The following is a 20,219-nucleotide window of genomic DNA, read 5'->3' on the forward strand; positions in this document are numbered from 1 at the left end:
CGGCTGCCATTTGGCTTTTGATGCTCTATTCCTTTAACAAGGACAAAAACTCCGCCCGAGCAGCCGCATCCTTCCGGAAGCTTCCGCGCACGGCTGAGGTTACGGTCTTGCTGCCCGGCTTCTTGACGCCGCGGGCGCACATGCACAGATGCTCGCCTTCGACGACGACCATCACGCCTTTCGGCTGCAGTACCTCATCCATGATGTCGGCAATCTGCGAGGTGATCCGCTCCTGCACCTGCAGGCGGCGAGTTACCGCTTCAACCAGACGGGCCAGCTTGCTAAGCCCGGCGATCCGGCCGCTTGGAATATAGCCAATATGGGCTTTGCCGAAGAAAGGCGCCATATGATGCTCGCATTGACTATAGTAGACGATGTCTTTGACAATGACCAGCTCCTCGTGATTTTCCTCGAAGGTCACGCCCAGCACGTCCCGCGGATCCACTTCATATCCGGCAAAAATCTCCTCGTACATCCGGGTTACCCGGGCCGGGGTTTCGAGCAGTCCTTCGCGTTCTACGTCTTCCCCGATCAATTTCAGGATTTCCCGAACATGATGTTCGATTTGCTCCCGGTTGTCGCCTACTTGCTTGTTCACGTAATCTTTCAATCCAGCCATCTTAAGCGCCTCCTCCTTTCAATAAAGTATGGCGAAACGTTACTTTATTTTTTCTTCTTCGTCGGACGTCCCGCTACCGGCGCTTGTCCGCCTTGGTTCTTCATCATCTGCTGCGCGCGCTGCATCTGCTTGCTGTTCAGGTTATACCCCATTTGCTTCGCCATCTTCTGCAGCATCTGCGGGTCGTTCTGCATCTTCGTGAGCTGTCTGCGGAGGTAAAAGACCCCAATCGCAAAGCCGCCAACCAGACCGACGATTAAAGTAATGATTGGAATAACGATATCCATGTTTCAGCCACCCCTGGAATATTATCGTGCAGCCCCAGCTTTGAAGGCCGGCGCACTCCAAATATCATAGCATCCAGCCTGACGCGATTCAAGGATTCAGGCTAAAACCGCCTCGATAAACAAGGTCGTTTCCGTTGCCAGGTCCACTTCGTTGACGTCCAGCTCGTCGCCGGTGCCCCGCACGATCCGAATGACCGGCCGGCCCGGCAAGCCCCGGTGCTGTCTAACGACCACGCCGGTCTCTTTCGTTCCAAGCCGTACCGAGGTTCCGTTCGGGTATACGGAGATGATGCGCGTAAACTCCACCAACACCTCGTGATCCAGCTCCTGTTCCGAGCAGGCCATCATATGCTCGCAAGCCTCATGCGGCAGCAATACCCGCCCGTCCTTGCTTCCGCCGCTGATCAAATTATCGTACATATTGGCTACCGCGACGATGCGGGGGAACAGATGAATTTCGTCTCCCGCCAGTCCCCGCGGCATGCCGTTGCCGTCCGGACGCTCATGATGCTGCAGCGCCGTATGGGCAATCAACAGATTAAATTCGCGTTTATGCCGCAGCAACTCGTATCCCCGCCAGGTGTGATGGTTTTTGGGGTCCTCCGCATGGGCTCCTTCCGGCAGTTCCTGCGACTTGCCGATATCGTGCAGCAAAGCGCCGATCGCCAAATCCTTAAGCTGAGAATACCCCAAACCCAAGTTCAATCCGATCATCGAGGAAATCAGGCTGACGTTCACCGCGTGAAGATATGCGGCATTGTCCGCCGTCCGGATGTCGGTGAGCTGCAGCAGCACTTCCTTGTTGTTCAGCACGTCGGTCAGCAGGGAATCGACGCTGGCGTTGATTTTGCGCGTGCTCCAGTCCTTGCCGGAGCGGATCGCCTGCAGCGTTTCGGACATCTCCCGGAACACCGCCTGCTTGGTCGACTCGCTAAGCACGTCTTCGATTTCGATATCCTCGAAATCCGGATCCTTAATATATAACATCGTCACGCCGATCCGCTTTAGCGTATTGATCATGAAAACCGTGAGCTGGACCCCTGCCGACAGCAACACGGTCCCGTTGGCGGAATACACGGTTTTGCCCAAAAATTGTCCCGGTTCGATATCCTCGATACTGATGAAGCGCATAAATTGTTTATCCCCCTTGCCGGATATCAGTCCCCGATGGAAGCAAGCAGCTTCTCCTTGGCGGCCCGAAGCCGAACCCGTACTTCTTCGTCCTGCTCGGCGTCAAGCGCCCGGCCGATCGCATCCCTGGCCTCCATGCCCCCGATTTGGCTTAGCGCCCAAGCTGCGGTACCCCTTAGCTCCGGCCGTGGATCATGAAGCAGTATATCTATTAATTTCGGCACGGAAGCCGGATCTTTGAAGTTGCCGAGCGCGATGACCGCATTGCGTTGGATCGGTTTCTTGCCTCTCCAAGCTGCGGCGCTGTCGCCAAAGCGTTCCTTGAACTCGCGATTGCTTAAGTCCAGCAGCGGCAGCAACAGCGGCTTGACCTTCTCGGGATCGGGCGCCAGCTCCGGCCGGTGGTTCCAGGACTTGCCTTTGTTCTTCGGGCAGACGACCTGACACGTATCGCATCCGTAAAGACGGTTGCCGATCTTGACCATGAATTCCTCTTCCACAAATCCTTTGGTTTGCGTCAAAAAAGAAATGCACCGCTGCGCGTTCAATTCACCGGGGCCAACTAACGCTCCCGTCGGGCACGCGTCGATGCATTTGGTGCATTCGCCGCAGTCCTCCTCCACCGGCGTGTCTGGAGGAAACGGCACGTTCGTGATCAGCTCGCCGAGGTAAATCCACGATCCCCATTTCGGGGAGATGATCGCGCAGTTTTTGCCCTTGAAGCCGATCCCCGCGCGCTCCGCCACGGCCCGATCCACCAAGGCACCGGTATCGACCATGCTTTCGATGCGCGCTTCGGGCACGCGTTCGCGGATAAAGCTCTCGAGCTTCTCCATCGCTTCGCGGAGCACCTGATGGTAGTCCCGCCCCCAGGCGGAACGGGCCAGGATGCCCCGCCGCTCGCCGGGCGCCGACTTCGGAGGATTCTCCATCTTCGACGGATAGGCCACCGCGATCGAAATCAACGAAGCCGGCTGGGCAAGCGACAACTCCGGGTATACCCGCTTATCGAGATCCGGCTCCTCAAAGCCGGATTCGTAGCCTTTGTCGCGCCGATCCTGGAGAATCGCCTTTAGCGACAGAAACGGGTCGGCGCTGGCAAAACCGATATCGTCGATGCCTAGCTCCGCGGCCGCTTCCTGGATCTCCCGCTTCAACTGCGCCCAGCGGCTTTCTCCGGCCGGTAAACGGGCAAAGCCGGTTTCCGTCATTGGCATATGTTCCCCCTCCTTGCTGTTCATGTTGCCGTTCATGTTGATGTGATGGCAAACCTGCTGTATTTTTACGAAGACAAACGCTTGATCGCTTCCCGGGCCAACAGGTCGCAATGATTGTTGAGCTCGTTGTCGCTATGTCCTTTAACCTTGACGTATTCCACCTGATGGATGCCCATCAGCCGCCATAGTTCTTCCCAAAGGTCGCGGTTCTCGACGGGCTGGTTCTTGCTGTTCTTCCAACCGTTCTTGAGCCACCCGCGGATCCAGTTCTGCTGGAAGCAGTTGACCACGTAGGCGGAGTCGCTGTATACCTTCACCCGACAGGGTTCCTTCAAATGACTGAGCGCCGAAATCACCGCCTGAATTTCCATGCGGTTGTTCGTTGTCATTTTCTCGCCGCCGGACAGGTCCTTTCGATGCCCGTTAAACATCAGCACCGCGCCCCATCCCCCTGGACCGGGATTGCCGGAGCAAGCCCCGTCCGTATAAATCGTCACTTCCTTCACTGTTCATCCTCCCAAGAAAACGGCTTATAAATCACGGATCTTGGCGATCGGCCAAAAGACGAATTCGGCGCGACCCACGATCCATTTCTCCTTCACGCTGCCGAAATAGCGGCTGTCTTTGCTGCGTCCGGCGTGGCGATTATCGCCCATCACGAAATACTCTTCGGCGCCGAGCCGGACCTCGGCCATATCGCCGTCCTCGATCGCCGAGTCGGTGTACGGCTCGTCCTGCGGCTTCCCATTGACGAACAGCTCGCCGTCCCGCACCTCGACCGTATCCCCGGGGACCGCCACGACCCTCTTGACCAGAAACGGCTTCCGGCCGGCATCCACGCTGGGATCCTTCAGCACGACGACTTCGCCGCGCTTCGGATGGCCCAACCGGTACACCAGCTTGTCCACGAACAGCCGCTCCTGCTCTTCCAAGGTGGGCTGCATCGATTGCCCCTTCACCATCGATAAGTTAAAGACGAATACGTTCAGCAGCAGCATGATGACGAAGGCGATGACGATCGTCTTCAGCATTTCCCACAGCTCCTCAGCCCACCGGCTTTGCGGGCTGTCCGCTTGCGGCTTGCCGGCGGAGCTTTCGAGGTCCGCCGTTGCTTTGCTATCCGAATTCATGACCGGTCCCATCCTGCACCTCATCAAATTTAAACAATCTATATAATAGAAAAGCATATCCTTCACCCATTTGCAATGGATGGAAGATATGCTTCAACATTTCCCAAATTTGCTTTGGAAAGTTTCATCAATTAGAACCTGTCAGCGTCCGGGCTGCTGCGATGCCAAGCTTCTGGAATGCCTCCAAGAACTTGCTGGCTCCATAGCCCATTGCTTCGTACAGCGGCATGATCGCTTTATTGTGTTCATCTCCGGCGACCATAATCCGGCGGACATTCCGCTGCTGGAACCGTTGTTCCATCGCGGACACGAGGCTGCGGCCAACGCCGCGCCGACGGTACTCAGGGTGTACGGCCATGCGGTAGATGCATCCCGTATTCTGATCGATCGTGCCGATCAATACCCCTTTGATCTCTTCCTCGACTTCCGCAACCATAATCAGTTCGGAATCCCAGGAAAGTTGTCTGGCAAACGCGCATTTGGTGTCTTCGTAGCAATCTTCCGATAAGGCTACCTGCAATAGCTCCATCACTTGATTTACATCACTCAACTGAAAGGAACGAATAAGCATGCTATGATCTCCCTTTTCTTCACGCAAGATAGGCCGATGTAAAAAAGACCCCCCCGTTTTACATCAACCGAATATTTGATTCCAGACAAAAAACGAGAAAAAACTCTTTCCTTGTCCATTAAACCATAGATATCTCCCAAATACATCATTTTTCTTCTGAAAGCGCTTTATATTAAGCGTTTACAATTATGAACTTTCGCAAAACGTCCTTATTCGGCTCACAGTTATGCATATATTTTTATGCATTACCAATAATAGGATTGTTATGCGGATGTTAAGAGGCGGGGGTGTTTCTGCTTTCTTTTACGCTCGGATAACGAGGTTTGATCCAATTTAAACGGGAGGTAAGATCGACCATGGCTCACGAATTGCCTGCGTTGCCTTATCCGGCAAACGCGTTGGAACCTCATATCGATGAACAAACGATGAATATCCACCATGACCGGCACCACAACACCTACGTAACGAACTTGAACGCAGCTCTGGAAAGTGCGCCGGATCTGCAGAACAAAAGCGTGGAGGAGCTGATCTCCAATCTGGATGCCGTTCCGGAGGGCATCCGTACGGCCGTGCGCAACAACGGCGGCGGCCATGCCAACCACAGCTTGTTCTGGAAGGTCATCGGCCCCGGCGGCGGAGGCGCGCCAACCGGCGCCGTAGCTTCTGCCATCGACAGCGACCTTGGCGGCTTCGATAAATTCAAGGAGGATTTCACCAAAGCGGCGACAACCCGGTTTGGAAGCGGCTGGGCCTGGCTGGTCGTCGGGAAGGACGGCAAGCTCGCCGTCACCAGCACGCCGAACCAGGACAACCCGCTCTCCGAAGGCTTGACGCCGATCCTCGGCCTTGACGTGTGGGAACATGCGTATTATTTGAAATATCAAAACAAACGGCCGGATTACATCGCGGCGTTCTGGAACATCGTCAACTGGGACGAAGTGAACCGCCTATACGAAGCTGCAACAAAATAAGCTAAGCTACCATTCTATTCACCTAAGAGGAGGCATAAGGTTATGGCACCGAAAAAACGCAAGTTGACCAATGATCCGGAGAAACTTCTGGAAGCCAAACACGCCGAGGACGCGCATAAGCAGCAGTTCACGAATTTCGCCCACAGCGTGACCGGCGGCGGAGCAACGGCCGATCTCGGCAAAGTCTCTGACGAGGAGCACCGCGAACCCGATACGCAAAACCACATGAAATCCGTGGAGAACCGCATGATGTAATCAAAGGCAATAAAAAAGGGAAGGCGCTGGGTGGCGCCTTCCCTTTTTTATGTTGTGCTGCTGCCGCTGAATGGCCTGGGAGGCCGGGCGCGGCACGGTGAGGCCAGATAGCGGTATAAAGTACCGCTATTTCGCTCCGGGAAGGTGCTTCGCCGTAAATAGCGGTAAATGTTGGCCTTATTTAGCCGGTTTCGCGTCTTATAAGGCGGAAATGCCCCCAATAAGGCCACTTTTTACCGCTATTTCGCTCGTAGTGCGGGACTTAGGTGAAAATAGCGGTAAGATTTACCGCTATGGTTCTACTGGGGCGCGCAATAAATTGGGTAAACCTTGAAAGTGGGCGGAATAAGGTGACATTTTAACGCTATGTTTCTAACGCACCAGTCACGCAATCCTGTTGCCATTTACCTCTAACCTCTAACCATTAACCTCTAACCACTAATTGGTCCCTCGCCCTTGTTACTGAGTACTGTCCCAGACCCGTTTAGCGCTCCACATCAACGTTCTACGACCGTGCTTCACATCACGATCCACCGGATCACCGAATCATTGGATCATCGGATCACCAAATCACTCACCAGATCCTCCACCGTGTTTCCCACCCCAGCCGCCGTTGAACCGCCTATGCTATACTCCTCGGCTTCCCTGGCTTCCAGTTCTCGCGTGCCGTCTCGCTCCCTGCCGGCTTCGGCCATTACGAGCCAAAGTACCCGTTCAGAATGCGCAGGAACACGTTCGGGAACGCCAGGTTGTCCATGTCTTCCCGAGTGATCCACCGGTACTCGGCGGCTGTGTCGTCGGCGGCAGGCCCGGCGTTGGCTGGAAGCCGGGCCGCCGAGTCGGCTGCGCCGCCCGCCGCGTCATACGCCGCGGCGGTTTCGGCCACGGCCGCGGGGCTCACGCCGCCGCCGGCTGCCTGCATTGGAATCTCCGCGTCAAAGCGGAACACGCGGAGATTCCAATGGATATGGCTGAACGTGTGCTCCGCGTTCAGCAGCGCCCCGCCCGGCCGGGCGGGCACCCCGGCGGCGGCCAGCGCCGCCGCCAGCCGGTCCATCGCCGGGCCGTCGGGGAGGCCGGCGCCTTCGCCCGGCACGGCGTCGGCGGGGATGTGGGGCAGCTCCCACATCCGTGCGAGCAGCCCCGTGTCCGGCCGCCGGCGCACGAGCACGCGGCCGGCCAGCGCCCCGCCGCCTTCGACGAGGGCGGCAAGCCGGTACTCCGGCCGCGGCGGCTTCGCCTTGCTCTTGACCGGCAGGCGCTCCTCGGCGCCTTCGAGCCGGCCGGCGCAGCGGGCCATCACCGGACAGATCAGGCATTGCGGCGACTTGGGCGTGCAGACCAGCGCGCCCAGCTCCATCAGCGCCTGATTAAAATCGGAGGCCCGCCCTTCCGGGATCAGCTCCGCGGCCAATTCCTCCATGAGAGTGCGCGTCCCGACCTTCGCGACATCTTCCTCGATCAGGAAGTAACGCGACAGCACCCGCATGACGTTGCCGTCCACCGCCGGCTCCGGGCGGTTAAAAGCGATGCTCAGGATCGCCCCGGTCGTATACGGGCCCACTCCCTTCAAGGCGGATACTTCCGCCTTGTTATCCGGCACGGTCCCGCCGTGCCGCTCCATTACCTGCCGGGCCGCCGCCTGCAGATTGCGGGCCCGCGAATAATAGCCAAGCCCTTCCCAGCATTTCAGCACGTCTTCTTCCGGCGCTTCCGCCAAATCCCGAATCGTCGGGAAGCGCTCGATAAACCGCTGAAAATAAGGGATGACCGTATCCACGCGCGTCTGCTGCAGCATAATCTCCGACACCCAAATATAATAAGGATCGCGGTGCCTGCGCCAAGGCAGGTCCCGCTTGGACCGCTCATACCAACCGAGCAGCTCCGTGCTGAAAAATATCCGTGTTTCCCTGTTTCCCCGCATGCTGCTCTCCTTCTATTCCACGCGTTCCACCACGGCAAAGGCCGAAGCCAGCTGCCGCTCATGCGTAATGCTAAGATGTATGGCATATCCGCCGCCCTCCGGACGACCGGCGGCAGCGAGCCCGAGGCGTTCCCAAGCTTCCGGCGTTAAAGTAACCGACGGTTTCCCGTTTACATCGGGCAAGATCTCCATGTCGGTAAAGCTGAGCACCTGGCCGATGCCGCAGCCAAACGCCTTGCTGACCGCTTCCTTGGCCGCAAACCGCCCCGACAGAAACTCCGCAGGACGCGCCGATTGTCCGGGCAATTCCAGCTCCGCCGCAGTCAAGATCCGCCGCCGAAACCGTTCGCCGATCGACTTGTTCAACAAGCGCTCCATCCGCTGGATTTCGACGATGTCATGTCCGATTCCGAAAATCAACAGGCAGCCCTTCTTCCTTCGTTCTCTCATTCTACTATGTTCTTTCCTTGCGTCCCGTCCCGAACCAAGCCCGGGAAACGGCCGCTCCCCCCATTGTAACAGGGAACCCGCGACCGCGCGAGTCTTGATGGGCGTCGGCCGGCTGACCCCAGCCTGAATCTAGCTTGACCCTATACCTGACCCTGGCGATGCCGGACAGGCCTTCTTCCCGCCTATGCTATACTGAATCTATCCATCCAGTTCTCCCCAACCGCAAGAATGATCAAGAAGCCCATTCGTCGGTCCGCTATACTGAAGCCATAGACCGGTCTGGAGGAAGTTATGAATCAAATCAACACCATTCAACAAAGCATCGATTATATCGAAGAACGGCTGGGCGAGGAGCTCACGTTGGCTGAGGTGGCCAAAGCGATGTTTTACTCCGAATACCATTTTCACCGTACGTTCCTGTATTTCGTCGGAGACACGATGACGTCCTACATCCGGAAGCGAAGATTGTCTCAAGCGGCCGAGCTCCTGGCTCATTCCGACCAGAAGGTACTCGACATCGCGCTGCGCTGCGGTTTCAGCTCCCATGAGGCTTTTACCCGGGCCTTCCGGAAAATGTACGGGATTCTGCCGACGGAATGCCGCCGCCGCGGCTGCCCTCCTTACCTTGTGCCCAAAGCGAATCCGCTTCGAGACTTCGTTGCCCAAATTTCTTACGATTGGGGAGATTACGACATGCAATACCGTATCGAACAAGTTCCATCCATGCGTATCTTGGGGTTCTCGCTGAAAACGACCACGGTGGACGGAGAGAATCACAAGGAAATCCCGGCTTTCTGGCAAAAATACATGCGCGAGCAATGGAGCTCGCGCGTTCCCGGCAAACTTCATCCGAACGTTGAACTCGGCGTCTGCACCACCCTCGAAGAAGACGGCACGTTCCGTTATATCATCGGCTTTGAAGTCGACGAAGCGGCCGAAGTCCAGGAGGGCCTGACCGAATATCGCATCCCGCCGGCAACCTATGCCATCTTCACCACTCCGCCGGCCGGCGAGGCGGACTTCACCTCGTCTATCCAGCAAACCTGGGACGAGATCTTCACCAACTGGTTCCCGTCATCCGGATACGAACAAGTAGCTGCGCCCGATTTCGAATGGTACGATGAACGTTGTTGGCCGAAGGAAGGCAAACAGATCGACATTTACATTCCGGTTCAACCGACCGGCGCGAAAGCCTAATCTCGGCTTCTCCGTCAGGCCCAACTGCCCGCACAAAAACAACCCGGCTCCTCCAAACGGAGGACCGGGTTGTTTGAGGTTATCAATAAGGCATTACTCGTAACGCAGCGATTCGATCGGGTGCAGCTTGGAGGCTTTGTTCGCCGGATACAAGCCGAAGAAAATACCCACCGCGGCCGAAAAGCCGAAGGCCAGCAAAATGGCCCAAATCGAGACGACGAACGGCCATCCGGAAATCAAAGCGAACACCCAGGCGGCCAATAAACCCAGTAGCGCGCCAAGCGTTCCCCCGATGAACGAGAGAATCACCGCTTCAATCATGAACTGGAGCATGATCGTCCCCGGAGTCGCGCCGATCGCCTTGCGGATCCCGATTTCCCGGGTTCTCTCCGTCACGGAGACCAGCATGATGTTCATGACCCCAATCCCGCCGACGAGCAGGGAAATCCCGGCGATGGAGCCGATGATCGTCTGCAGGATGGAGAACGTGCTTTTGATCATCTGCTCGGCATCCTTCGCCGATTCCGAGACATAAGCATCCTTGCTCACGTTCTTCCGATCCGCCAGCCAGGATTTGATCGTCTCCACCGTCTCGTCCATTCTCTCCGGCGTTCTGGGCAGAACCTCGATCGAACTTAAGCGATCGCTTGGCCCCTCCCCGTCCGTTGGCATGGCGGTGATCGGCGCATAGGCGGAATAACGTTCCCCGCCCATGCCGCTCATGAGGCTCTCCTGCACCTTGTACACCCCGACGATCCGGAACATTCCACCGGAGAGCTGGATTTTCCGCCCGATCGCTCCTTGCGGAGACCCAAACGCCTTATCCGCATACTTGGCTTCGACCACAATGGTCTTCTGACGTGCCCGCTCCTCTTGCGAGTTAAAGAACCGGCCTGCCACGATATCGATTTTTTGCATCTTGGGCGATTCCGCCGTCGTTCCGGTAATGCTGAACTGCAAGTTTTCCTTCTTGAGTTTGCCGGTCATGCCGTAGGTTGACGACGCCGAAACGTAACGGACCCCCGGCAACTTACGAATTTCTGCCAATTCCCGCTGCCGGAAATAGACATTGTCATCGGGATCTCCGTTGTTATAGTTCGGATAAATCAGAAAATATCCGTCCTCATAATTCGACATTTCGGACATGATCGAGCTTTGCCCGGCCTGCCCGATCGACACGACCGTGACCACCGCGGCGACGCCGAAGACGATGCCGATCATCGTCAGGAAGGAACGCAGCTTGTTCATTCGGAGATTGTCCAGGGCGACAAGGATGCTCTCCCAAATGCTCATAGGCTCACACTTCCTTTACGCTTGTCGCTCAGGATCCGGCCGTCCCCAAACGTAATGATCCGGTCGGCATGCTCGGCGATATCCGGCTCGTGGGTGACGAGCACGATCGTCGTGCCTTCGGCATGGATTTGTTTGAACAGCGCCATGATTTCATGGGACGATTTCGTATCCAGGTTCCCGGTCGGCTCATCGGCCAGCAGGATCGGCGCGTTCATCGTCAGCGCCCGGGCGATCGCCACCCGCTGCTTCTGACCGCCGGAGAGCTCGTTCGGGCGATGCTTGACCCGTTCGGCCAGCCCAACCCTTCCAAGCAGCTCAAGCGCCCGTTCATTGCGCTTTTCCCGGGAGATCCCGGCATACATCATCGGCAGCGTGACGTTTTGCAGGACGGTTTGGCGTCCCAGCAGGTTAAAGCTTTGGAAGACGAAGCCGATTTTGCGGTTGCGCACCTTGGACAGCTCATCCTCGTTCAGGGACTGAACCGGGTCCCCGTCCAGTTCATAGCTGCCGGAGGTGGGGACATCCAGGCAGCCGATAATGTTCATCAACGTCGATTTGCCTGAACCTGACGAGCCCATGATAGCCACGAACTCGCCTTTTTCGATTTGCAGGTCAAGCGGCATCAAAGCCTGAACCTCGAGGGGGCCGTTTTTGTAAATTTTGGTGATGCCCGTTAGCGTAATCATTTCACTTTCACCTTAGCGCCGTCCTGCAGTTTGTCGCCGCCTTGCACCACGACGAGGTCGCCTGCGGCTGCCCCCGTGACCAGCTCGATTTGGTCTTCGCTTTCCTTCCCCGTCGTGACAAGCGTCTTGACGGCAGCCCCGTCCTGAACCTTGAAGACATAGGCCTGTTCACCGTCGTACTGAACCGCGTCGATCGGCACGAGCAGCCGCTCCTTGTCGGGAATCTCCATTTCCACCGTCACGTTATAACCCGGCCGAAGCTCCGGCGCTACTTGATCCAGGCTGACCTCCATTTCCACCGACGTATCTTTCGAGGTCGGGTCGGACAGCCCTGCGGTAGGAGCCAAATAAGAGATCGTCCCGTCATAACTGTCCGCGAAGGCTTCCCCCGTCACCACGGCCTTCATCCCTGGCAACGCCTTGCCCGCATCCAGCTCGTTCAGAAATGCGGTCACTTTAAGACGGCTCACATCGGCAATCGTGGCGATTTCGCCGCCTTCGGCAAGCATCTGGCCTGCGTTCGCCGATAGCGAAGTGACAACGCCATCCGCCGGGATCACCACCTGCTGGTTCGCTAATTGCTTCTCCAGGGATTTTATCGTCAGTTGACTGGAGCGAATGCGCAGATCATAGGAGGTAAGGTCCAGCTCCTTCGGCTCCTGGTCCGGGTTCTCGCTATGCGCCTGCTTGAAGCTCTCAAAATGCTGCTTCTTGGCCGCCAACCGCTCCGCTTCGGTCAATTGCAGATTAATCCGTTCCTTCTCCAACTGCTCCCGGACCTGCTCCATGCCAAGCGTCAGCAGCACTTGCCCCTTCTTGACCACATCGCCCTGCTTCACCTTCACCGCTTCCACCACGCCGCTTGCCGGCGCGTATACCGACGTCGTCTGTCCCGGCTCCAGCTTGCCGTTCGTAAAGATCTGCTCGACGATCTTCCCCATCTTCACTTCGGCCGTCTTCACTTCGGCGGCCCGATTGAGCCCCACCATATTGGCAACCACCAGCACGATGACGGCCAACCCGACGAGGGCGCCCCAAAACCATTTTTTCTTGAACAAGTCCATCACCTATCCTATTTATGTATCATTGCGAACTTCAGCTCAGCAGCAGCGAGCCCAGCGAAATCACGAGCCAAGCTGCAATAATCCAGGTCGCCACCTTTTTGCGCGGCCGGTTCATGATCACCGAGGAGCCGATGATGTACAGAACGAGGCTCCAAATGGAGAATGGATTGATCAAGGACAATAAACGATACATCTGGCTGGACTTATCGGAGACAAAAGCCCCTAAGCTAAGCGAAATGTCCGTTGCCGACTGCACGTCCATCGTCATGACCAGGATCCCCGTGATCAAGCTGCCCACAAGGCCCGGCAGAGAGGAAAATGCGGCGATGGATACGAACTGCATGTATTTGCCTTCCCCGCGCACCACCAGATTCAACAACATCAGCAGCAGGCCTGTCACGAACAACATGATCACCGGCGCAACGATGCCCATGACGTAGGCGGACGTTTTCGCCGTGGCCATAAACGTATCCTGCATCGAAGCATCGATCTGCTGGTTTTGGAACTGCCGGTGAAATTCCTTCTCCAATGCCGGCATCTGCATGTAGACCACGGCAAAGGATACAACCACCAGCACCGCTAGCGCAAACAGCCAAGCGGTTTTGTTCTCCCGCACCCGCTTGAACGTTTCCTCCGGCGCCATAAAAATCGTAAATACGTTCTTCAAATGAAACCCTCCCTCAAATCTCCAGACTTAACTTCATCCTATACCACTTCCAAATAAAGACTATAACATGGATCATGTTATATATACGGACAAAGCGACAAAGAGATTCAGGGACAAGTCCGCCCCCAGGTTCGCGAACTCCCCATTCGTCAGAGCTTCGTTAGGTCTTCCTGCATTATAACCCCTTCTCCCGCCGGCGCCACTGGCCCGGGTCCGGGATTTCTCCTGGACTTAAGTCCAAGCCCGACCGGCATAAAAAAACGCGAGCCCCCGGGCGTATCGCCCGGGCTCGCGTAGGTCATGCCCGATGACGGTCACCGGCCTTCTCCGGCCGGCGTTCTCCTTGAATCAAATGCCCGGGATCGGGCTGCGTTTATGCTCCGTTTTCCGATAGAACGACTCCAGCCGCTCTTGAACCGCCGGGTCGATCGGCTTGCCTTCGAGATAATCGCTGTTATCGTCGTAGCTGATCCCAAGTTCCTTCTCGTCCGTTTGCCCTTCCCACAGGCCGGCGGTCGGCGCCTTGTCGATCACGCTTTGCGGCACGCCGAGGCGTGCGGCAAGCTGGCGAACTTGACGCTTGTTCAGCGAGCTAAGCGGCGTAAGGTCAACCGCTCCGTCGCCCCACTTGGTGTAAAAACCGGTGATCGCCTCGGAAGCATGGTCGGTGCCAACGACAAGCAGGTTAAGCTCGAAAGCCAGCGCATACTGCATGACCATCCGCGTCCGCGCCTTGACGTTGCCTTTGCCTTGCGGGCTCAGGTGACGGGACTTCCCGATATTTTTCAAGCTGTGCTCGACTTCAAGGGCGATTTCGTCCACGGCTTCCTCAATGTTCGTCTCCGCTGTATGCTCAAGACCAAACGCCTTGGCCACCTCGTAGCTGTGATCGATGTCCTCCTGCTTCCCGTAGGGCTGGAATACGCCCAGCGTCATATACGGCTGGCCGGTTTCCTGCGTGAGCTCGTCCGTTGCCCGTTTGCATAGGCCGGTCGCCACGGCGCTGTCAATTCCTCCGCTGATGGCGATCAAGAGGCCGGTCGTGCGCGCGGCTTTGACATGCTCCTTCAAGAAGTCGACCCGACGGCGAATCTCTTCGTCCACGTCGATGACGGGCTTTACGCCCAAACGATTAATGATTTCCTGCTGCAAACTCATCCTTAATCCCTCCACATCCAAAATATTACACCTTATGTAAGTAGCATTCCCCAAATCTAAAAACGCCCCGGCCCATCCGGACAAGCCGGATGGCGGGGCGAAAGCGGCTAGCGGTTCGGCCGCCGCCAGGATCGGCTTAACGGCAGAACCGGTCGAACGCGCTGGTCAGATCGGCGGCGATTTCCTCGGCCGAACGGTCCTCGATTTGGTGACGTTCGATGAAATGGACGAGCTCTCCGTCCTTCATCAACGCGATCGAAGGCGAAGAAGGCGGATACGGCGCGAAATATTCGCGTGCCTTCGCCGTCGCTTCCTTGTCTTGCCCGGCAAATACGGTGAACAAGTGATCCGGCGTCAGGTCATGCTGCAACGCCTTCGCCACGCCCGGACGGCACTGTCCTGCCGCGCAGCCGCAAACGGAATTGACGACGACCAGCGCTGTTCCCTTCGCGCTCGGCAGCTTCTCTTCGACTTCCTCCGGCGAGCGGAGCTCTTGAATGCCCAGCACGGTCAATTCGTCTCTCATCGGTTGCACCATGTCTCTCATATATTGGTCAAATGACATCGACATTACCTATCACTCCTTATGCATAATAAAATGGCCCATTCCCAAGCGCCGCACCCGCGTCGCCCTTAGCCAGATTAATTTTATTATACATTCATAAGGAAGGAAAGCAACTCTTCCCCCATCGCCGTCCAACTCATCCGAACTTACGAGAGCGGAAAGAAAACGGTAAACGTCGTGCCTTGCCCCTCCGCCGAATCGACGCTGATTTTGCCGCCGTGGCGTTCGACGATGCTGAGGCATAATGCCAGCCCAAGCCCCGTTCCTTTCGCCTTCGTGGTGAAGAAAGGCTCGAACAGCTTATCCCGTTGCCCGGGAGGAATCCCGGGACCCGTGTCACTGACGAGCAGCAACCCGCCTTGATCCGCCACCCGGGTCTCAAGCGTAAGTTGCCCCTTCTCTTCCATCGCTTCCATCGCATTGCGCGACAGGTTCAGGATCAGCTGTTTGATCTCCTTGGCATTCAACAGCAGCGTGGGCAGCCGATCATCCAATTTAACCTCGATCGTTTGGCCGCGAAGATTCGCGTCCGCCCAGAGCAAAGGCGTCAACTCCTTGATGATGTCGTGGAGGTGGCATTTCTCGCTTTCCACCGGACGATTCTGCGCAAGCGATAGAAAATCGTTGATGATGCCGTTAGCCCGGTCCAGCTCCTCCATCACGATTCGATAATAATGGTCCAGCGTCGGCGGGCTTTTCTCCCGCATCAGCTGCAGGAACCCCCGGACCACTGCCATCGGATTGCGGATCTCGTGCGTAATGCCGGCGGCCATTTGGCCGACCAGGCTAAGCCGCTCCACATGGTTCAGCTCCATTCGAAGCGTTTCCAATTCGGTGATGTCCTGGACGATCGCGACCGCGCCGATCACTTCTTGGGAATGGCTTTTTTGAATCGGCGATGTACTGGTAAAATAAATATGATCGTTGGCTTTGATCAGGTCGGTCATTTTCGTCTGGCCTTCAAGCGACTGCTCGACCCGGGAAGCGATCGACTCGATCGGGACGCCGCTGAGCACGTCGTCCAGCCTGCGGAGGAGCAAATCCTCGCGGCGCAGCTCTTCCGGCTCCTCGCGGTACGACCGGAACAATTGGAGAAACGTGTCGTTTATCGATATAATATAGCTTTGTTGATCCAATAAAACGATGCCTAGCGGAGCGGCATCCATCATCTGTTGAAGCTTCTCCGCTTCCCGGAAGTATTCGCGGGACAGCTGCATCACTTGGCCCCGCAGCTTTTCCTTCTCCAGCGTGCTTTCGATCATGTAGACGAACAGGCTGCCCACCAGCATCGTCACGAGCACGTTGACGAGCCATACCGATAACGCGCTCAGGTCGGAATTAAACGACATGCTGCCGGCAAAAAAAGGCGATAAGCCGATCATCGTCTCCCCGCCCATAAAGAATAGGGAGAGGATGGCTACTTTGCCTTGGCGGCCGGTTCTTTGAAAGTAGCGGGAAGTAAGCAGGACACAAGGAAATAGAAGCACTCCCGTCTCCAGGATATACCCGACAAGGGTGTAATTTACTGCAAACAAAGGATGGAGTATGAGCTGCATCAGAGCCAAGGCGACCCCGTCACGTAACCTGCCATACAGCATCAGGGCAAACAGGGGCAAAATTCCAAAGTTAAGCGGAATCACGTCCCACAACCGCGAGGCAAAGATGTCGCAAAGCAGCGTGCTGCACAAGCAGGTATACGTTAGTCCGATCGCAAACGGCTGCCCCTTGGCGCTACGGTTGTTGTGCTGCCCATAACAATGACTTTTTTCAAACGTCAACGGAAACAAAAAGGCAGGCAAACTGGCGATCAGCACTTGAAGCATGATCTCTTTTACAGCATCCACGTTCTCCCTCCTCTGGCGGAAGAATACAAGAATACAACTCTAGTTTCGATTAAATCATAGCCGACAAAGTTTTACAATAATGCATAGTTTAGAAAATAGTAAGAAAGTACAAATAGAGAGGGAAATCACATGAAAAAAGTCGACGTAATCGTCATCGGCGGCGGCCCTTCCGGACTGATGGCCGCTATCGCGGCGGCAGAACAGGGTGCGGACGTCGCGCTCCTCGATAAGGGGGACAAGCTGGGGAGGAAGCTCGGCATCTCCGGGGGCGGACGCTGCAACGTGACCAACAATAAGGACATCGATGAGCTGGTCACTTATATTCCGGGCGGGGGGCGTTTTTTATACAGCGCGTTTTCTCTGTTCAGCAACCGGGACATTATCGCGTTCTTCGAAAATCTGGGCATCGCACTTAAAGAGGAGGATAACGGGCGGATGTTCCCGGTGTCCGACAAAGCCAAAACGGTGGTCGACGCGCTGATCGGCAAAGCCCGTTCGCTTGGCGTCCGGCTGCTTGTCCACCATCCCGTCCGGGAAATTCGCTACGAGGAAGGCCGCGTTGCCGGCGTCGTGCTGGCTTCCGGGGAGTTTATGGCAGCTCGTGCGGTGGTCATAGCTACGGGAGGACGCTCGGTGCCCCATACCGGTTCGACCGGCGACGGCTACCCGTGGGCGCAAGCGGCCGGGCACACGATCACCGAGCTGTACCCGACGGAGGTGCCGATCGTATCCCGGGAGCCATTCATCCAAAGCCGGGAGCTCCAAGGGTTGTCGCTTCGCGACGTAAAGCTGTCCGTAATGGGACCAAAGGGTAAACCAGTCGTCAGCCATCGCGGCGACATGCTGTTCACCCACTTCGGCTTGTCCGGCCCGATCGCCCTGCGGTGCAGCGGTTTTATCCGCAGCGTCAAACAGAAAAACGGCGGCGGCGACGTCACCCTGGCGATCGACCTGTTTCCGGACGAATCGGGGGCCGGGCTGGAGCAGCGCTTGCGCCAACTGGCTGCGGACGAACCCAAAAAAGCGCTGAAGAACGTGCTGAAAGGCACGATTCCCGAGCGTTTGCTGCCCTTGCTGTTCACCCGAGCGGAGCTTGCGGCGGACACAACTTACGAGCATTTGCCCAAAGAGCCGTGGCAGGCGTTCGTGTCCGTGCTGAAGTCGTTTACGCTTCGGGTGAGCGGCACCCGCTCCTTCGAGGAAGCGTTCGTGACCGGCGGCGGCGTCCATCTGAAAGAGGTCGACCCGCGCACGATGGGGTCGAAGCTGATGGGCGGCCTCTATTTCTGCGGCGAGGTCTTGGACATCCACGGTTATACCGGCGGATACAACATCACGGCGGCTTTCGCCACCGGTTATACCGCCGGGCACCACGCCGGGCTGGAGGCGCGGGAAGATGAAGGTTGAAGTGCGGGAACGTGAAGGCCTGCACGATTACTTGGAGGTCCTCCCGCGCCTAACGGACAGGAGGGCATACACACTACTCAATCCAATGGCGAACTGTAGCTCAACTTGCCAAACTGGGCACTAACATTCGGCCTTCTAACGGAACCAGGAGACGCTATTGGCCCGTATTGCGGATGCCGCAATTTCTTACGGAACCAGGAGACCTTATTTCGGACAAATACAGCTGAATTTCCGCCACATGAGGCCAATAAGGTCTCTGGGTTCCGTTACAGCAGGAAATCGCCGGGAAATGAGCGAATAAGGGCGCTACGTTCCGTTAGAAATCTGGCCTAAGCCGCGACACGCACTGAAACCAACACTAAACTTGGCTTGGCTGTGCTGGCTCGGCTTGTGGAGCCGGTCCCCGTCGGGCCTGCGTTATGCGGGCGAATATCCTCCGGCTTCCTTGGCGGCACCACTCCTCCGCGGTTCAACCGGACCGCGGACGGCGTCCGATAGCCAGCCCGATCCCGCGGGAAAAGCCGCCGAGCCACCGGGCGATCAGCACGCCGCCGACTGCGCCGGCCGGCAAGCCCCACAGCGGCGGAAACAGCTTGGCCCCGAGCGCCGCCGTCAGCACGATAACCGCAGGCAGCAACAGCAAGGTCATCGCCGGAGCCGCGCTGCGGTATTCCAGCGATTTCTCGAGCGGAAGGATCGACATTAGCTCGCGCTCGAAGAAGGCTCTCCGGTGGCCGCCCAGCCAGTAAAGCAGCAGCAAAAGCAGCGCGGCATACACGATCAGATTCACCGCGGGATACGGCGGCAGGAGAACGGCGGCCAGCCCGGCCAGCGTCATCTGGGCGTATATCTTCCATTCGCTGCCACGGAAGAACGCTTTGACGAGCGCCTCGGCGACGCGAGCCTCCGGCTGCCGCGAGCGCGTCAAGCGGCGCAGACGGCGGAACAGCCACGGCTTGGAGCCGCCGGACCGGGGGGCTTTCGGCCGTTCGACTGCCGAAGCGAGAAGCAGCGCGGTCAGCCGCGTGCGCTGCCGCTCCTCCTCGCGCACTTCGGCGTCGAAGCGGCCCCGCAGGCGGAAGCGGAGCCAGCCGAGCGCGCCTGCTAGCAGCGCAAGCACCGGCAAGGCGACAGCGATCGCCAGGCCGGCCGGCGGCCCGCCGCCGTCCGTCGCGGCAGCCCATGCGGCCCAAGCCCCGAACCCCGCCGCCAGCACCGAGTAAGCCAGCGAACGCAGCAAGAGATGGCGCCAGCCCGCGGTGAGCACGCCAAGCAGCTGCTGGATGAACATCTGGACGAGTTTCGCGGCAAAGGCTACCGCATATAACCCGGCGATGGCCGTCCAGCCCATCCCGTAGACGCGAACCAGCAGCGGGCTTAAAGCGGCGATGGCGACGGCCAGCACCATGGCTTGAACGGCGGCGGATGCGGCTACCCCGCGCAGCATCAATCCCTTTATCCACCGCGGCCGCTGCCGCAGGAACAGCACGTCCGCCGCTTCGATATAGAAAGAAATCCCGCCGCTGCTATACAGAAGCAACAGCAGCAGGACCGGGACGATCGGATACGGCAGTTGAGTCAGCCAAGCCGGCAGCTCATCCCGCCATAACCCGTAATAGGCCCGGCCGCCTAACAACAAGCCGGGAATGCCAAGATACAAAAGGATCGTCCAATCAAATGTAAACTTCAAGACGCCCAGCTTCTCCCGAAACCGATCCCGCCAGCGCCGGACAAATAGACGCCGAGCCGTCATGGATGTCATGCTCCTCAAATGCTCCAGCCC

The 20,219-nt window shown here is 57.4% G+C and carries 21 protein-coding genes; 4 read left to right on the forward strand and 17 right to left on the reverse strand.

Annotated features, from left to right (window positions below; all coding sequences use genetic code 11):
• Positions 1–25 precede the first annotated feature (25 nt).
• The 7 genes from folE to MJ257_RS06605 form a co-directional block, all read right to left on the reverse strand.
• Positions 26–619, reverse strand: a complete 594-nt coding sequence (gene folE, locus MJ257_RS06575) for a GTP cyclohydrolase I FolE (protein WP_059042610.1) — start codon at positions 617–619, stop codon at positions 26–28.
• A 44-nt stretch (positions 620–663) separates the two neighbouring features.
• Positions 664–906 carry a YneF family protein gene (locus MJ257_RS06580; protein WP_240268470.1) on the reverse strand — a complete coding sequence of 81 codons (243 nt, stop codon included), beginning with the start codon at positions 904–906 and terminating at the stop codon, positions 664–666.
• A gap of 96 nt (positions 907–1,002) precedes the next feature.
• Positions 1,003–2,037, reverse strand: coding sequence for an HD-GYP domain-containing protein (locus MJ257_RS06585; protein ID WP_240268471.1), 1,035 nt, complete (start codon positions 2,035–2,037; stop codon positions 1,003–1,005).
• A 26-nt stretch (positions 2,038–2,063) separates the two neighbouring features.
• Complete coding sequence (gene queG, locus MJ257_RS06590; RefSeq protein WP_240268472.1) at positions 2,064–3,254, reverse strand: tRNA epoxyqueuosine(34) reductase QueG; 1,191 nt, start codon at positions 3,252–3,254, stop codon at positions 2,064–2,066.
• 65 nt (positions 3,255–3,319) lie between these two features.
• Positions 3,320–3,760, reverse strand: a complete 441-nt coding sequence (gene rnhA, locus MJ257_RS06595; protein WP_240268473.1) for a ribonuclease HI — start codon at positions 3,758–3,760, stop codon at positions 3,320–3,322.
• 24 nt (positions 3,761–3,784) lie between these two features.
• A complete protein-coding gene (gene lepB, locus MJ257_RS06600) occupies positions 3,785–4,396 on the reverse strand; it encodes a signal peptidase I (RefSeq protein ID WP_372489749.1) in 612 nt (203 codons plus the stop codon).
• A 115-nt stretch (positions 4,397–4,511) separates the two neighbouring features.
• Complete coding sequence (locus MJ257_RS06605) at positions 4,512–4,955, reverse strand: GNAT family N-acetyltransferase (RefSeq protein ID WP_059042598.1); 444 nt, start codon at positions 4,953–4,955, stop codon at positions 4,512–4,514.
• Positions 4,956–5,311: 356 nt separating this feature from the next.
• On the opposite strand from MJ257_RS06605, the gene MJ257_RS06610 reads away from it, so the two are divergent.
• Positions 5,312–5,926: a superoxide dismutase gene (locus tag MJ257_RS06610; RefSeq protein ID WP_240268475.1), complete on the forward strand. Its 615-nt coding sequence runs from the start codon at positions 5,312–5,314 to the stop codon at positions 5,924–5,926.
• A 42-nt stretch (positions 5,927–5,968) separates the two neighbouring features.
• Entirely contained in the window at positions 5,969–6,181 is a 213-nt protein-coding gene (locus MJ257_RS06615; RefSeq protein ID WP_178024149.1) for a hypothetical protein, read from the forward strand.
• Between the two features lie 694 nt (positions 6,182–6,875).
• Here MJ257_RS06615 and mutY read toward each other — a convergent pair.
• Entirely contained in the window at positions 6,876–8,105 is a 1,230-nt protein-coding gene (mutY, locus tag MJ257_RS06620) for an A/G-specific adenine glycosylase (RefSeq protein ID WP_240268476.1), read from the reverse strand.
• A 12-nt stretch (positions 8,106–8,117) separates the two neighbouring features.
• Positions 8,118–8,525 (reverse strand): holo-ACP synthase, encoded by a 408-nt coding sequence (gene acpS, locus MJ257_RS06625; RefSeq protein ID WP_240268512.1) that lies wholly within the window; start codon positions 8,523–8,525, stop codon positions 8,118–8,120.
• Between the two features lie 321 nt (positions 8,526–8,846).
• On the opposite strand from acpS, the gene MJ257_RS06630 reads away from it, so the two are divergent.
• Positions 8,847–9,752: an AraC family transcriptional regulator gene (locus MJ257_RS06630; protein WP_240268477.1), complete on the forward strand. Its 906-nt coding sequence runs from the start codon at positions 8,847–8,849 to the stop codon at positions 9,750–9,752.
• A 93-nt stretch (positions 9,753–9,845) separates the two neighbouring features.
• Here the strand turns inward: MJ257_RS06630 and MJ257_RS06635 are convergent, their stop codons facing one another.
• From MJ257_RS06635 to MJ257_RS06665, 7 genes are all read right to left on the reverse strand, one after another.
• A complete protein-coding gene (locus MJ257_RS06635; RefSeq protein WP_240268478.1) occupies positions 9,846–11,045 on the reverse strand; it encodes an ABC transporter permease in 1,200 nt (399 codons plus the stop codon).
• Entirely contained in the window at positions 11,042–11,731 is a 690-nt protein-coding gene (locus tag MJ257_RS06640) for an ABC transporter ATP-binding protein (RefSeq protein ID WP_240268479.1), read from the reverse strand. Before MJ257_RS06640 ends, MJ257_RS06635 begins: the two co-directional genes overlap by 4 nt.
• Positions 11,728–12,795: an efflux RND transporter periplasmic adaptor subunit gene (locus MJ257_RS06645; protein WP_240268480.1), complete on the reverse strand. Its 1,068-nt coding sequence runs from the start codon at positions 12,793–12,795 to the stop codon at positions 11,728–11,730. Before MJ257_RS06645 ends, MJ257_RS06640 begins: the two co-directional genes overlap by 4 nt.
• A 31-nt stretch (positions 12,796–12,826) precedes the next feature.
• Positions 12,827–13,462, reverse strand: a complete 636-nt coding sequence (locus MJ257_RS06650) for a Yip1 family protein (RefSeq protein ID WP_240268481.1) — start codon at positions 13,460–13,462, stop codon at positions 12,827–12,829.
• A 348-nt stretch (positions 13,463–13,810) separates the two neighbouring features.
• Complete coding sequence (gene nadE, locus MJ257_RS06655; RefSeq protein ID WP_240268482.1) at positions 13,811–14,620, reverse strand: NAD(+) synthase; 810 nt, start codon at positions 14,618–14,620, stop codon at positions 13,811–13,813.
• 136 nt (positions 14,621–14,756) lie between these two features.
• Positions 14,757–15,191 carry a BrxA/BrxB family bacilliredoxin gene (locus MJ257_RS06660; protein WP_240268483.1) on the reverse strand — a complete coding sequence of 145 codons (435 nt, stop codon included), beginning with the start codon at positions 15,189–15,191 and terminating at the stop codon, positions 14,757–14,759.
• A 140-nt stretch (positions 15,192–15,331) separates the two neighbouring features.
• A complete protein-coding gene (locus MJ257_RS06665; protein ID WP_240268484.1) occupies positions 15,332–17,029 on the reverse strand; it encodes a two-component system sensor histidine kinase NtrB in 1,698 nt (565 codons plus the stop codon).
• Positions 17,030–17,158: 129 nt separating this feature from the next.
• Here MJ257_RS06665 and MJ257_RS06670 point away from each other — a divergent pair, with 129 nt between their 5' ends.
• Positions 17,159–18,436 carry a BaiN/RdsA family NAD(P)/FAD-dependent oxidoreductase gene (locus MJ257_RS06670; RefSeq protein ID WP_240268485.1) on the forward strand — a complete coding sequence of 426 codons (1,278 nt, stop codon included), beginning with the start codon at positions 17,159–17,161 and terminating at the stop codon, positions 18,434–18,436.
• Between the two features lie 469 nt (positions 18,437–18,905).
• Here MJ257_RS06670 and MJ257_RS06675 read toward each other — a convergent pair whose 3' ends face one another.
• Positions 18,906–20,198: an ABC transporter permease gene (locus tag MJ257_RS06675; RefSeq protein WP_240268486.1), complete on the reverse strand. Its 1,293-nt coding sequence runs from the start codon at positions 20,196–20,198 to the stop codon at positions 18,906–18,908.
• Positions 20,199–20,219: the final 21 nt, after the last annotated feature.

This window comes from Paenibacillus timonensis (genome assembly GCF_022427145.1).
GTDB classification, from domain to species: Bacteria; Bacillota; Bacilli; order Paenibacillales; family Paenibacillaceae; genus Fontibacillus; species Fontibacillus timonensis.